General features: G+C 65.2%; 10 protein-coding genes and 2 tRNA genes. 3 read left to right on the top strand and 9 right to left on the bottom strand.

From position 1 onward, the window contains the following. Nucleotides 1-29 precede the first annotated feature (29 nt). The 9 genes from Q4F91_RS00850 to Q4F91_RS00810 form a co-directional block, all read right to left on the bottom strand. A tRNA-Val gene (locus Q4F91_RS00850) sits at nucleotides 30-106 on the bottom strand. A gap of 100 nt (nucleotides 107-206) precedes the next feature. Then, nucleotides 207-283 (bottom strand) — tRNA-Val (locus Q4F91_RS00845). 111 nt (nucleotides 284-394) lie between these two features. Next, nucleotides 395-2,515 (bottom strand): bifunctional (p)ppGpp synthetase/guanosine-3',5'-bis(diphosphate) 3'-pyrophosphohydrolase, encoded by a 2,121-nt coding sequence (locus Q4F91_RS00840; RefSeq protein ID WP_303333872.1) that lies wholly within the window; start codon nucleotides 2,513-2,515, stop codon nucleotides 395-397. 280 nt (nucleotides 2,516-2,795) lie between these two features. After that, on the bottom strand, nucleotides 2,796-4,925 hold the full coding sequence (locus tag Q4F91_RS00835; RefSeq protein WP_303333871.1) for a hypothetical protein: 2,130 nt from the start codon (nucleotides 4,923-4,925) through the stop codon (nucleotides 2,796-2,798). Nucleotides 4,926-5,299: 374 nt separating this feature from the next. Next, complete coding sequence (locus Q4F91_RS00830; protein ID WP_303333870.1) at nucleotides 5,300-6,673, bottom strand: PFL family protein; 1,374 nt, start codon at nucleotides 6,671-6,673, stop codon at nucleotides 5,300-5,302. Nucleotides 6,674-6,703: 30 nt separating this feature from the next. Then, nucleotides 6,704-7,270 carry a glycine cleavage system protein R gene (locus Q4F91_RS00825; RefSeq protein WP_303333869.1) on the bottom strand — a complete coding sequence of 189 codons (567 nt, stop codon included), beginning with the start codon at nucleotides 7,268-7,270 and terminating at the stop codon, nucleotides 6,704-6,706. Between the two features lie 250 nt (nucleotides 7,271-7,520). Next, entirely contained in the window at nucleotides 7,521-8,363 is an 843-nt protein-coding gene (locus Q4F91_RS00820) for a TatD family hydrolase (RefSeq protein ID WP_303333868.1), read from the bottom strand. Between the two features lie 14 nt (nucleotides 8,364-8,377). Then, the gene (locus tag Q4F91_RS00815) at nucleotides 8,378-9,067 is read right to left on the bottom strand and encodes an ABC transporter ATP-binding protein (RefSeq protein ID WP_303333867.1); all 690 of its coding nucleotides are present in this window, start codon (nucleotides 9,065-9,067) and stop codon (nucleotides 8,378-8,380) included. Then, nucleotides 9,060-10,319, bottom strand: a complete 1,260-nt coding sequence (locus Q4F91_RS00810) for a lipoprotein-releasing ABC transporter permease subunit (RefSeq protein ID WP_303333866.1) — start codon at nucleotides 10,317-10,319, stop codon at nucleotides 9,060-9,062. The genes Q4F91_RS00815 and Q4F91_RS00810 overlap by 8 nt, the downstream gene beginning before the upstream one ends. 109 nt (nucleotides 10,320-10,428) lie before the next feature. Between Q4F91_RS00810 and Q4F91_RS00805 the strand changes: the two genes are divergently transcribed. From Q4F91_RS00805 to prfB, 3 genes are all read left to right on the top strand, one after another. Next, nucleotides 10,429-11,490, top strand: coding sequence for a hypothetical protein (locus Q4F91_RS00805; protein WP_303333865.1), 1,062 nt, complete (start codon nucleotides 10,429-10,431; stop codon nucleotides 11,488-11,490). Nucleotides 11,491-11,493: 3 nt separating this feature from the next. After that, the gene (recJ, locus tag Q4F91_RS00800) at nucleotides 11,494-13,185 is read left to right on the top strand and encodes a single-stranded-DNA-specific exonuclease RecJ (RefSeq protein WP_303333864.1); all 1,692 of its coding nucleotides are present in this window, start codon (nucleotides 11,494-11,496) and stop codon (nucleotides 13,183-13,185) included. 205 nt (nucleotides 13,186-13,390) lie between these two features. After that, nucleotides 13,391-14,516 (top strand): peptide chain release factor 2 gene (gene prfB, locus Q4F91_RS00795; RefSeq protein WP_303333863.1). Its coding sequence is split into 2 segments (ribosomal slippage): nucleotides 13,391-13,471 and nucleotides 13,473-14,516, totalling 1,125 coding nucleotides; the frame shifts between segments, so codons are not numbered across the junction. Nucleotides 14,517-14,529 lie beyond the last annotated feature (13 nt).

Raw genomic sequence — 14,529 nt, 5'->3', positions numbered from 1 at the left:
GACATCATCAGCATTCCCGAAAAAAATTCTGGTAGGCACAATTGGATTCGAACCAACGACCCCCACCATGTCAAGGTGATGCTCTAACCAACTGAGCTATGTGCCTGTCAAGGTTTTGATTCTAGGATCCGTCCCGTGCTTCCGCAAGTTCGAGTTCCTTTTCCGCCGGTCCCTGAACCGCCGTCCGCGCATTTCCGAGGAATCTTTGGTAGGCACAATTGGATTCGAACCAACGACCCCCACCATGTCAAGGTGATGCTCTAACCAACTGAGCTATGTGCCTGTCAGATTCGCGGAACCGCGTGAGGTGTGAATTATATCTAGCCTTTCTCAAAAAGCAAGAGCGGCGCGAAAAATTTTTCCCGCCGCCGCTCTGCTCTTCACATGAGGGCCGTCAGAGACGCCTTGCCGAGAGCACGCCGGGCAGTTCGCGCAGCCCCCTGAGGAGCTGCCGCATCGCGTCGCCGCCGCGCACCTCGACCGAGAAGCGCATGTGCTGGTCGCCCTTCATCATCATCGAGTTGATGCCGGTGACGTGCACCTTCTCGCGCTGGAAGACCTCGGAGACGTCCTTCATCAGGCCCGGGCGGTCCGCGGCCACGATGAGCACGTCGGCCGGGTAGATCGCGTCGTCGATCGTGCTGCCCCAGCTCACCTCGATCAGGCGGTCATGGTCCTGCTCGACCATGTTCTTCATGTTCGGGCAGTCCGCGCGGTGGATCGTCACGCCCCTGCCGCGGGTGACATAGCCCACGATCTCGTCGGGCGGCACCGGATGACAGCAGCGCGCGAGCTGCGTCAGGAGCGAATCCATGCCCACCACGAGCACCTTACCCTTCTTCTTCTCCGAGGAGCCGCCCTTCACGACGATCTCGGGCTCCTTCTCGGGCTCGGGCTTCGGCGGCTGGACGGCCTGCGCGAGCGCGGTGAGCGTGATCTCCTCCTTCGCGAAGGCGATGCAGAGGTCGTCGACCTTGTCGAAACCGAGGCGCTTGGCGAGATCATCGAGCTTCACCGCGGTCTTGCCGAGGCGGGCAAGCTCTTTGTCGAGGCGCTCGCGGCCCTCGTTCAGAAGCTCCTGCTGCTGCTGCGCGTTGAACCACTGGCGCACCTTGTTGCGGGTGCGCGCGCTCGCGGCGTACCCGAGCTCCGGGTTGAGCCAGTCGCGCGAGGGCTGTCCGGTCTTGCCCGCGATGATCTCGACGGTCTGGCCGGTCTTCAACTTCGTATTGAGCGGCACCATCGCGCCGTCGACGCGCGCGCCGCGGCAGCGATGACCGAGCTGCGTGTGCACGAGGTAGGCGAAGTCGACGGGCGTCGCCCCCTGGGGGAGCTCCACCACGCGTCCCTGCGGCGTGAGGCAGTAGACATGGTCGTCCTCGACGGCGTGCGCGTCCTGATGCGGGTCTCCGCCCACCTCCGTGCGCCAGGCAAGAAGCTGGCGCAGCCACGCGACGCGCTGCTCCTCGGCCTCCGAGGCGCCGTTGGAGTTCCCCGCCTCCTTGTAGCGCCAGTGCGCCGCGACGCCGAGTTCGGCGAACTCATGCATCGCGCGGGTGCGGATCTGAATCTCGATCGGGCGGCCCTGCGAGTCCGTGAAGACCGTGTGCAGCGACTGGTACCCGTTCGGCTTCGGGTTGGCGATGTAGTCGTCGTATTCCTTCGAGATGATCGTGAAGTGCTCCTGCACGATAGAGAGCACCTCGTAGCACTGCTCGACCGTGCCGACGATGATGCGCAGCGCGCGCACGTCGAAGAGCTGGTCGAAGCGCAGGTGCTTTCTCTGCATCTTCTTCCAGATCGAGTAGATGTGCTTCGGACGGCCCGAGATGTCCGCCTCGATGCCGTGCTCGGCGAGGAGCGACTTCACCTTGTTCACCGTGTTGTACATGAACTCGAGGCGCTCCTCGCGCGACTCGTCGAGTTCGTTGGCGATGTGGCGGTACTCGTCAGGACGCGTGATGCGCAGCGACAGGTCCTCGAGCTCCCACTTGATCTGCCAGATGCCGAGGCGGTTGGCGAGCGGAGCGAACACCGCGAGCGTCTCCTCGCCGAACTCCTTCGCGCCCTCGCTCTCGGTGCTCGTGAACCAGCGCAGCGTCTGCAGACGGCTCGCGAGCTTCAGGAGCACCACGCGCAGGTCAATGCACATGGCGAGGAACATGCGGCGCAGCGCCTCGGGCTGCATCGCCGCGCGCGCCTCCGGACTCTCGGAGCGGGCGCGCTTCGAGACTTCGTTCATCTTGCCGTGTTCCTTCACGAGGCCGGCCACCGTGGGGCCGAAGCTCTTCGTGATCCACTCGTCGGAATTCTGGACGACCTTGGGAACACTGAACAGGTACGCCGCGGCAATGAGTTCCGGATCGTTGCGGATGCCGCGGAGGATGCCGGCGACGCCGTCGGCATGGGTGAGCGTCGGCTCGCCCGTTGAAAGGGTTCTTCCGCTGTAGAGCGGCTCGACGAGGCTCCTCGCGAGCCCCGGATCGGCGGCGGGATTGTTCTCCGTCGTTTCCATTGTTGCCTCTTCCTTTCTTGCGCTTCTCTTGTTCTCTGCCGCCGCGGAGCCGTTCCGTCTCCGGGGAAGCACCCCGGAAAGGTCCGCGGCAGGGATCTCTTTGAAGTCAATTCTAGAAAAGGCCGCGCCTTCCTGCCCGCCGGGCGCGCAGGGCGAGTCGCATTTGCTTACTTTCTTCTTCCGCGGGAACGGAAACGCCGAAGCGGCGGCCGTTTTCCGGTGTCGCTTCGGCGTATCACAGTCCCGGGTTCAGATCACAGGATCAAATCCGAGCTGCCGGTCATAACCCCCAGAACGTCCAGGCGAACTTGCCGCCGAGCGAGTAGGACTCGTAACGCGATCCGGCCCTGGACGCCCCGGCGGAGACTTCGAACCGCGTCGCGGGGAACTGCAGTCCGAGCGTGACGTCCGCGTTCCAGCGGAACCTCGCAAGATGATCGGCCGTGAGCGTTCCCGAGGCGCCTGCGACGCCGGGCACCGACACGGAGACATCGGGACTCTTCGAGGTCAGCCCCGTGGCGTAGGCCGCCACGCGGACGTCCGCGCGCCGCGGAGCGTACTCGGCCACGAGCGGATTGAACCCGGACCAGCTGAAGTCCTTTCCGAACGATAGAATGGCCCCTGCGGTCGCGAGTCCGGATACCGATCCTTTCTCCGTGGTCTGGAGTTCGTTGCGCGAGTATGTGGTCCCCAATGTTGTGTCCACATCCTCCCAGCGCACCGCCCTGAGCCCCAGGACGGTGCGGAGACTCCAGAAGTCCCGCTCGAAGAGATGATGGGTCCACATGAGACCGGCCGAGTAGATGCGGCGCTTGATTCCGCCCACACTCTCGTACGTGGGGCTAAGACCGGTGACCGCGACGTTCTCTTCGCTTTCTGCATACGAGATGTCGAAGAGCAACTCGTCCGCGTCATATTCCTTCAGAGCAAAGACTGAGGCCAGAACGGTGTCGGTCTCGCCGTTGGTTCTGAGATAGGACATGAGCCACTGACTGTCCGCAGTGGAGAAGAGTCCGTAAAATCCGAATTTCAGGCCCCAGTCCTTCACCCCGGCCACCAAGGAGCCGGATATCGTCGTGAAATCGACGCGCTCCCGCTTCGAGCGCTTGTCCGTCGGTACATTGACATTCGTCTCCGCCTCGCCCGTCTTGATCTCAAGTGTCACGGGAATGTCCTGCATCCACTTGAACAGACGCTCCTCAGACTCGTCATCGCTTAGAATCTGATGTCCTTCCCGTCTTGCAGAGTCGATGTGCCTGTACAGATCCGTTGAGGTCTCGGAGATCAGCGAAGCCATACGCTCCCGTGCCCCGTTGCTGTTAGACAACAGCCCTAGCCAAACGACAGTTCGTGACGCACCTTCAATGCTATCCCACTGATTTTCATCGAAAATCTTTTTGATGCCTCCCGGCATTGTCAGGCTATTGCGCTTCACATAGAGCAGCGTGATCATGTCCCGGAGTTCGCCGTGGTAAGCAATGCCGTCGAATGTCAAGGCAAGATCACCTTCCGAAGATTTTGAAAGCGTGCCCTGGAAGACTCCGCTGGTTCCGAATTTCGTGAGAATTTCGCCCTCGATTTCCGCTTCGGCAATGTCGAGGGAAGTCAGCAGAGCGGCGGTGTCAACCGAAACCGTTCCGTTGTCTTCATCTATATTCAGAACCTCGGGATCAGTGAACCAGAGCTCGGCCCCCGGTTCGAAGGCAATTCGGGTTCCGGCAGCTGCAGTCAGGACTGCCGAGGCATTTTGGATTTCAAGCACGCCCGTTTCGGCCACCCTGAGACTGTGCTCTGACGAAGACGCGTCGCATCCCACGCAGATCGTCGTGCCGCTAGTCAGATTCAGCTCTCCGAGCAATGACAGGACCGGTCGGGGATCGAGATCGTAGTTCGATTCCGCAAGGCTCGCTCCTTCTCCTATGAATACATTGCTCTGACCGTTGATGCTGAGGCGGAGTCCGGCGTCATCAGAACTTTCAATGGCTTCCACAAAGACACGGCTCACCGACAGCTCCCGGTCGTCCGCCTCTCCTACTTTAATAGTGGTCGTACCGCCCATTAAATTCAGGGTTCCTATCTGAGCCCATGAATATTTTTCGCTGCTTATGATTTGTAAGCCGGCCCCATCATGAGACAGAACCACAGGGAGAATCGCACCACTGTTGTGGACGATTAAAGACGAGCCCTCCTGGAGGTTCAGGACACCGATGACTCCGGAGCCGCCGTAAATTGTCAGCGTAGCCCGGCTGTCGAGATCTACGAACCCCTGGCGGATGTTCGTGACGGTGGCATCACTCTGGGCACATGCGGGACTGATCGGGAAAAGGAAGGCGATGGCCATTGCGAGCATCATGACCAGATAACAGAGGATCGCCGGAGGCGGCTGCTCGCAGGGATGTGTCGTCGTCATGGTCGACGTTTCAGCCGGCCTGCGCCAGCTTGCGCCGCAGTGCCACCAGGGACTTGCGACGGCTTCAGGGTAATTTCTCATGGACTGAGTCCTTGACTTAGGGTTGAAAAAAAAGAAAATCGGCAGAGGTGGTGGATTTTTTGTTACCATTGTTGTAAGGCCGACATTACAGATGGGATCTTAGCGATGACTGAGAAGCATTTCTATTCGGGTTTACCACTAGAGGCGCATACTGTCTGTTCTCCGGATTGAGAAGTCACCGACAAAGAACTTTCACTCAATTTACGTCAAAAAAAATCCTCCGGTGAAATATCCACCGGAGGATCCTGGAAAATTTCTGATTTTGCCCGTCAAAACGACGGTGATTTTTTTCTTTAATTACGTAAAGAATGAATCGGCGCGGGGATGCGTCCGCCGAGCTTCACGAAGCCCGAGGCGTCGCCGCCCGGGACACGGATGATGCTCGCTTCGCCGAGGAGGCCGCCGAAGTGCGCCACGTCGCCCACGGTCTTGCCCGGAACCGGGATCACGCGGACGGCGGTGGTCTTTCCGTTGATCATGCCGATCGCGGACTCGTCGGCGATCATGCCGGCGATGGTGGAGGCCGGGGTGTCGCCCGGGATGGCGATCATGTCGAGACCGACCGAGCAGACCGAGGTCATCGCCTCGAGCTTCTCGAGCGTCAGGGCGCCGGAGCGGGCCGCCGCCTCGATGGCGCTGTCCTCGGAGACCGGGATGAAGGCGCCGGAGAGGCCGCCCACGTGCGAGGAGGCGAAGACGCCGCCCTTCTTCACCTGGTCGTTGAGCATCGCGAGGATCGCGGTCGTGCCGGGGGCGCCGATCGACGAGAGACCGAGCGACTGGAAGATCTCGCCCACGCTGTCGCCCACGGCCGGGGTCGGGGCGAGCGAGAGGTCGGCGACGCCGAAGGGGAGGTTCAGACGGCGGGCGACCTCGTTGCCGATGATCTCGCCCACGCGGGTCACCTTGTAGGCGGTGTGCTTGATCACCTCGGCGGCGTCCGTGATCGTCAGGTACTCGCCCTTGGCACGGAAGGCGCGGTCGAGGGCCTTCTTCACGACGCCCGGGCCGGAGACGCCCACGTCGATCACGACGTCGGGCTCGCCCACGCCGAGGTAGGCGCCGGCCATGAAGGGAACGTCCTGCGGGATGTTGCAGAAGACGACGAGCTTCGCGCAGCCGATGGCGTCGCGGTCACGGGTGGCCTCGGCGACGTCAAGGATGCGCTCGCCCATCAGGCGCACGGCGTCCATGTTGATGCCGGCCTTCGTGGAGCCCACGTTGATCGAGCTGCAGATGCGGTCGGTCGTGGCGAGCGCCTCGGGGAGCGCGTCGATCAGGTTCTTCTCGCCCGGGGTCATGCCCTTCTCGACGAGCGCGCCGAAGCCGCCGATGAAGTCAACGCCCACTTCCTTGGCGGCCTCGTCGAGGACGCGGCAGGCGGCGACCATCTCGTCGCGCGAGAACGCGGCGCCCACGGTGCCGATCGGCGAGACCGAGATGCGCTTGTTGACGACGGGAATGCCGTAGCGGTCCCCGACGAGATCGCAGGTCTCGACGAGCTTCGAGGCGTAGCGCGAGATCTTCGCGCGGACCTTGTAGGCGAAGCTGTCGAAGTCCGAGCTCACGCAGTCGAAGAGATTGATGCCCATCGTGACGGTGCGGACGTCGAGATGCTCCGAGCGGAGCATGTTGATGGTGGAGAGTACCTCGCGGTCAGTCAGCATTTTTTTTCAGTTCCTTTCCGTAGTGATCGGTCACTCCACCTTCACGCGGTGGATCGCCTCGAAGATGTCGCGGTGCTGCAGGTTGCAGCGCAGGCCCATGTGCTGGGCGCGGTCGATGAGGGTGCGGTGGAGCGCACGACGGTCGACGTCCATCGGAATCATGGTCTCGAAGACCTGGAGCGACTGGCCGTCCTCGATCGGGAAGGCGCGCAGGCTCTCGATGTTGATGCGCTGCTCGGCGAGGATCTTCGAGAACGTCGTGATGATGTCGTTGCGGTCCGGGCCGTAGACGCTGATCACGTACGGCTCGCCGTCCATCGGCGCGGGCGGCTCGACGAAGTCCGCGATCATGACGGCCTGGTTGAGCTTGCGGCGGTGGATCTCCTCCTTCAGTGCCTCCTCGAGCACCTCACGGGAGAGGTCGGCGGGCTTCTGCACAACGCACATCAGGGCGAACTGACCGTGCAGGGTCACCTGACTCACCTGCTCCAGGTTCGAATTAAAGCGCGTGATCACAGCCGAGACGGTCGACACGATGCCGGGCCGGTCAAGACCGAAGACGCCGATAAGCACGCGATCGGTGGTTACTTCACTCACGAGAGGTCTCCAAAATTTGGAAGAGATTGCTGCGGAACCGGCGGTCCCCCTGGCCGGGGCGGGTCCGCAGCGGCCGCGGCCCTGAGGGTGCCAGCCCTTCCCGAAAGGAAGATGGCTGCGCCGCCAGCGGCCGGTATGGAATGTGAAGGGTGAGTGTATCCGCTGGGAGCCCTTCAATGCGTCCGCGGAGACGGGCGAATTGATTAGACCGGACGGGTTTTCTCAAAGAAAAGCCCATCCTGGGCAGGATTCACACGCCTCTCCGGGAAAAGGCGCCGGGATGTGCGAGAAGACCCTCAAGCCTCGGGAAGGTCCGGAGAGCGGCGGCGCGCGAGATGCGCACGACCTCCTCCTCGCTCACGCCGCGCAGGTCCGACGCAACCCGCACGTACTCCCGGATGTCCGCCGGTTCGGTCGCGAGCGGCGCAAGCCCGGCCGCGAAGGCGTCGCGCCTTCCCGAGCCCGGCATGTCCGGCGTGTCGGTCTCGAGCACCCAGTCGCCGTCCTTCACCTCCGCGAGGTGGCGCCGGATGCGCCGGCTGCCCGCATAGGTCGCCGCGCCCCCGAAACCGAGCTTCATGCCGCGCGCGAGAAAGGCCTCGCGCTCGGCATCCGAGCCATTGAAGGCGTGGATCACGCCGCCCGGGGGCGGAATGCGCCGGAAAGCGCCGAGCGTCTGCGAGCCCGTTTTCCTCACGTGCACCGAGAGCGGCAGATCAAAGTCCCGCGCGATCCTGAGCTCCTCGATGAAGACCTCCATCGCGAGCCTCTGGTCGATCCCGGGCTCGAAGGCATCGAGCCCCACCTCGCCCACGCCGATGAAGAAGGGATCGTCCATTGCCTCCCTCACCCTTGCGCGCAGCTCCGCGAGCGCGGCCGGCGTCGCCTCGGCGAGCGCGAGCGGATGGATGCCGAGGAGGTACCCGAGGCCCGTCTCATGCGCGACGCGGGCCGTGAGCTCCCAGTTCGAGGGCGCGCCCGCGCAGAGGAGGATCTGCTCCACGCCGGCGCCGCGCGCGACTTCGAGCATCTCCCGGCGCCTGCCGTCGAGCTCCGGCATCTGCAGGTGCGAGTGCGTGTCGATGATGCCCATCGATCGGGCCTCCGTCAGGCCGGCTCGATCACGCCGTCGGCGAGCCGCACCGTGCGGTCGCAGCGGCGCGCGAGCTCGCGGTCGTGCGTGACGATCACAATGGCGCTCCCCTTCTCGCGCGCGAGCGCAAGCAGCGACCCGAAGACCTGCTCCGAGGTCTCGTGGTCGAGGTTGCCCGTGGGCTCGTCGGCGAGCACGCAGGCCGGTTCCGTGATGAGCGCGCGGGCGATCGCCGTCCTCTGCCGCTCGCCCCCCGAGAGCTGCGAGGGAATGTGGTCGAGGCGGTGGCCGAGCCCCACGAGCTCGAGCGCCGCGCGGGCGCGCTCCCTCGCCTCCTCGCGGTTCATGCGCCGGATGAAGAGCGGCATCGCCGCATTGTCGAGCGCCGTGAACTCGGGGAGCAGGTGGTGAAACTGATAGACGAAGCCGAGCGAGCGGTTCCTCAGCTCCCCGCGCGCGCCCTCCGAGAGTCCGCGCAGGCTCACGCCGGCGATCTCCACCTCGCCCGCCTCGAGCTCGTCGAGGCCGCCGAGGATGTGCAGCAGCGTCGACTTGCCCGACCCGGACGCGCCGAGGATCGCGAGCGTCTCGCCGCGCCTCACGTCAAGCGTCACGTCGCGCAGCACCGGCACCTCACGCTCGCCGTCCCGGTAGGTCCGGGCGACGTGCTTCGCACGCAGCGCGTATTCGTTCTGGTCATTCATAGCGAAGCGCCTCCGCAGGGTGAATGCGCGCGGCGCGCCAGCTCGGGTAGAGCGTCGCGGCGAGCGAGAGAAGGAAGGAGAAGACCGAGATCGGGAAGATGTCCGAGAGCCTCGGGTCCGAGGGCATGTTGCTGATGAAGTAGATTTCGCGCGGCAGGAACTCCACGCCCATGAGCGACTCGATGAAGCTGACGATCTCGCCCACGTTGTAGGAGATGAGCAGCCCCGCGGCCACGCCCGAGGCGACGCCCACGGCTCCCACGATCGTGCCCTGGATCATGAAGATCGCGAGAATCGAGCCCCTCGAGGCGCCGAGCGTGCGCAGGATCGCGATGTCGCTCTGCTTCTCCTTGACGGTCATGACGAGCGTGGAGACGAGGCCGAAGGCGCCGACGAGCACGATGAGAAAGAGGATGATGCCCATCATGCGCTTCTCGACCTGCACGGCCGCGAACCAGGTGCGGTTCTGCCGCGACCAGTCGGCGGCGTAGACGCCCGGGTCGAGCGTCTGCGCGATGCTCGTCGCGATGTACGGGGCGTCGTACATGTCGGCGGTCCTCAACCTCAGGCCCTGCGGGCCGCCCGTGCGGAAGATGGCCGCGGCATCCTCGATGTTGAGGAGCGCCATCGTCGAGTCGTATTCGTAGTGGCCGGAGGCGAGGTAGCCGATGACGGTGAGCTGCCGCATGCGCGGAACGAGTCCGGCGGGCGTCATGCTGCCCTGGGGGACGAGGAGCGCGATGCGGTCGCCCGTGCGCACGCCGAGGCTGCGCGCGAGATCCCGCCCGAGGATCACGCCGAAGCTCTTCGGCGTGAGGTCGGAGAGCACCGCCCCGCCGGTGATGTTCTGCGCGATCTCGCTCACGCCGGGTTCCTTCGCCGGATCGATGCCCTTCACGAGAGCGCCGCGCACGACCGAGCCAGAGCTGAATAGCCCCTGGCCCTGCACGTAGGGCGCCGCGGCGAGCACGTCGTCGCGCGCCTCGAGCTTCGCGGCGAGCGCGTCGGCGTCGGCGAGCGGCCCCGGGATGGCGGTCACCTCGATATGCGGGATCACGGAGAGCATGCGGTCGCGCACTTCCTTCTGAAAGCCGTTCATCACCGAGAGCACGATGATGAGCGCCGCGACGCCGAGCGCGATGGAGGCGACGGAAATGCCCGAGATGAAGGACATGAAGCCGTCCCGGCGGCGTCCCCTGCGGCCCCGCCGCGTATAGGTGAGGCCGATCATGAATTCAAACGGTGTCTGCACGAGTGCTCCGGTGATGGTTCTCCCCGTCCGGACCAGCGACGGCTTGCGTCCCTGGGAGTCCGGCTGAACGGATCATTCTAAAGGCGTGAAATGTACAATCCTGTGCATTATGACAACTGCCTACACTCTGATTCCCGGAGCGCGCCTTCCTGCCCGCGCAGCCCCGGATGTCCTTGCGTGCCTGTCGCCCGCGGTCCGCGAGCGTCTCGGCGCGCTCGGGCTGGGCTGCGAGGCGCCCGGACTGCAGCGCCTCTCCGCTCCGCTCCACGAATACTCACCCCACCGCGCCTGGCTCTGGAAGGTGCTCACGGGACGCTCCGGCGCCCCCGTGATCGCCCCCTACGCCTGGATCGCCGCGGGCGGCCCGCGCCTTGACCAGTGCTTCTGGTCGCTCGACCCCTGGAGGGTTGACGACGAGGGGCGCCTCGCGCGCATCACCGTCCCCGACGAAAAGCTGCCCGCCTTCGCGAGCGCGATGGACGCGGGGCTCCACGCGCACGGCCTGCGCCTCATGATCTCCGGCGACCGGTTCTTTGCCACGCGCCGCGAGGCCTTTGACCTCGAGGCCCGTCCCTTCGAGGACCTGGTCGGCATGGCACAGGAGCACATCCCGCATCTCCCGCACCTAGCCCGCGGCGCCGACGCCCCCGCGGCGATCGCGCTCGCCGAAGAGCTCACCGAGGCCGTGAAGCCGCACGTTGCCGGGCTCGAGGGCTTCTGGCTCTCGGGCGGCGGCCGCGTCGAGCCCGTCTTCCCGCCCTCGCCCTTCCGCGCCGTCGTCACGGACGACGCCGTCGTGCGCGCCTGGGCCGACAACGCAGGCATCCCGCGCTCCGCGATCGCCCCGATGACCGTCCGCGGCGAGCCCCGCGCCGAGTGGCCCGCCGCCCCCGAGGGCGACCGCATCGCCGTCTTCGCCGATCTCTACGAGGCGTGGCTGCGCGAGGACTGGGACGCCTGGCTCGCGGCTCTGCCCGAGCTCCTCGACCGCATTGACCGCTGGAAGTCCACCTTCCGGGGCGTGCACATCGACACGCACGTCATGGTGTTCTTCGGGCACGCCGGCGCGGCGACGCTGCTGCCGGCGAAGAAGTCCCCGCTCGCCTTCTGGAAGAAGGCCCCCGGACAGCCGCTTGAATCCTGGCTCATCGAGTCCGCCGAGGAGGAGTGAGCCATGACGAAGATTCTTTCCCGCGCCTACGACCCGCACACCGCCGAGCGCCTCACCCGCGAGGGATACCTCCCGCCCATCGCCCGCGCGCTCGCCGCCCGCGGCATCTGCGAGCGCTCCGACCTCGATCAGAACTGGCAGGGCATGCTTCCGCCCGGGATGCTCGAGGGCACCCGCGAGGCGGCCGAGCGTCTCGCGCTCGCCCGCGCCCGTCATGAGCACGTCACCATCGTCGCCGACTACGACTGCGACGGCGCGACCGCCTGCGCGGTCGGCATCCGCGGCTTCCGCATGCTCGGCATCGACGCCTCCTACTTCGTCCCCGACCGCGTGCTCCACGGCTACGGCCTCACGCCGACGGTGGTCGACATCGTCGCGGCGAGAAACCCCCGGCCGAACCTCATCGTGACCGTCGACAACGGCGTCTCCTCGGCTGCGGCCGTCGAGCGCGCCCGCGAGCTCGGCATCGAGGTGATCGTCACCGACCACCACCTCCCCGGTCCGGAGCTCCCGCGCGCGCTCGCGATCGTCAATCCGAACCTCGCCACCTCGAAGTTCCCCTCGAAGAACCTCGCGGGCGTCGGCGTCATCTACTACGTGCTGCTCGCGCTCCGTGCGCTGCTGCGCGAACAGGGCGCCTGGCCCGACGGCGCGCAGCCGCGGCTCGACACGCTCTGCGACTTCGTGGCGCTCGGCACCGTCGCCGACGTCGTGAAGCTCGACAAGAACAACCGCATCCTCGTCTCGCAGGGCCTGCAGCGCATCCGCAACAACCGCACCCACGCGGGCATCGAGGCGCTCTTCCAGATCTCGGGGAAAAACATCGCCACGGCCTGCGTGCGCGACTTCGGCTTCGCCGTCGCGCCGCGCATCAACGCCGCGGGCCGTCTCTCCACGATGGAGAACGGCATCGAGTGCCTGCTCTCGGACGACCCGGCCGCGGCGCTCGCGCTCGCCGACAGCCTCAACTCGATCAACGCCGAGCGCCGCGAGCTCGAGGGCGAGATGCAGACCGCGGCCGAGGAGATCCTCGACTCCGTCAACGTCGACGAGCGCGCGACCTTCTCGCTCTACAACCCCGGCTTCAACGAAGGCGTGGTCGGGCTCGTCGCCGCGCGCTTGAAGGAACGCATCCACCGCCCCGTGATCGTCTTCGCTCCGACGGAGAACGGGGAACTGAAGGGCTCTGGCCGCTCGATCCCCGGCATTCATCTGCGCGACATGCTCGACCTCGTCTCGAAGGCGCTCCCCGGCGTCGTCATCCGCTTCGGCGGTCACGCGATGGCCGCGGGCCTCTCGATCCGTCCCGACGGCTACCAGGAGTTCGCACAGGCCTTCGAGGAGATCGTGCGCACGCACGTCGAGGCATCCGTCTTCGAGCGCGTCGTCCTCACCGACGGCGGACTCGCCCCGGACGAGATCACCGAGCGCCTCTGCGGCGAGATCGAGGGGCAGATCTGGGGACAGGGGTTCGAAGCGCCGCTCTTCGCCAACGAGTTCTCCGTCTTGAACCAGACGCTCCTCAAGGACGCGCACCTGAAGCTCTCGCTCGGCCTGGGCGGCCAGCGGTTCGACGCGATCTTCTTCCGTCACCGCGATCCCCTTCCGACGCGCGTGCGCATCGCCTACCGCCCCTCGATCAACGAGTTCCGCGGACGCCGTTCGGTGCAGCTCGTCGCCGAGGCAGCCGAATAGTCTCCGGGGGCCCGAGCCCCCGATGTAAAAGAGCCTCCGGGCACACGGATTTCCCTGAGAATTCAGCGGATTTCCGGCGCCCCCGGAGGCTCTCTCCGCCTATAATGGCGAGTTTCTGAAATTTTTCACGCTCTCATGCGTTCCCGGCCCGTGTCGGCAGCAGTCCGGCCCGCCCGGGGACCCATCCAAAGGACGCAATAAACAAATGGAAGCTGAACGCATCAATCAGATTGAGGGCCTCATTGAGGATCTGGGCCACAGGCTCGCCGAACTTCGGAGGTATCTTTGACGTCGACCGCAAGGCACGACGACTCGAAGAAGTCAATCGCGAGATTGAGAACCCCGACCTCTGGAACGACCCGAAGCACGCCCAGGAAGTGAGCAAGGAGAAGAAGATGCTCGACGACATCGTCGGCAGCTTCAACCGCCTCACCTCCGGCCTCAAGGACGCCGGCGAGCTCTTCGAGCTCTCCATGGCCGACGAGGACTGGGACGCCGTCGAGATGGTCGGCCAGGAAGTGGACGAATACGCCCGCGAGGTCGGTCAGCTTGAGTTCAAGCGCATGTTCAACCAGCCGATGGACTCGGCCAACTGCTACCTCGAAATCCAGTCGGGCGCGGGCGGCACCGAGGCCCAGGACTGGGCGAGCATGATCGAGCGCATGTACATGCGCTACAACGAGCGCAAGGGCTTCCGCGTCACGCTCGAGGAAGAGACCCCGGGCGAAGTCGCCGGCATCAAGTCCGCCACGCTCTTCATCGAGGGCGAGTGGGCCTACGGCACGCTGCGCACCGAGACGGGCATTCACCGCCTCGTGCGCAAGAGCCCCTTTGACTCGAACGCCCGCCGCCACACCTCGTTCTGCTCGGTCTACGTCTACCCCGAGGTGGACGACTCGATCGACATCGAGATCAACCCGGCGGACCTCTCCATCGACGTGTTCCGCGCCTCGGGTGCCGGCGGTCAGCACATTCAGAAGACCGAGTCGGCCGTGCGTATCCACCACATCCCGACGGGCATCATCACGATCTGCCAGGACGACCGCTCGCAGCACCGCAACCGCGAGAAGGCCATGCAGCAGCTGAAGGCCAAGCTCTACGAGCTCGAGATGCGCAAGCGCATGGAGGCGCAGACGAAGCTCGAGGAGCAGAAGTCCGACATCGGCTGGGGCCACCAGATCCGCAGCTACGTGCTCGATCAGTCCCGCGTGAAGGATCTGCGCACCAACGTCGAGACGGGCAACACCGGCGCCGTGCTCGACGGCGACCTTGACCAGTTCATTGAGGCGAGCCTGAAGGCCGGCGTGGGCGGCATGCCCGCGGCCGATTAATTCCGCCTCCCCT

This window comes from Sutterella sp. (genome assembly GCF_030539355.1).
GTDB lineage: Bacteria > Pseudomonadota > Gammaproteobacteria > Burkholderiales > Burkholderiaceae_F > Sutterella.
This window is presented reverse-complemented; position numbering and strand designations above follow the sequence as displayed.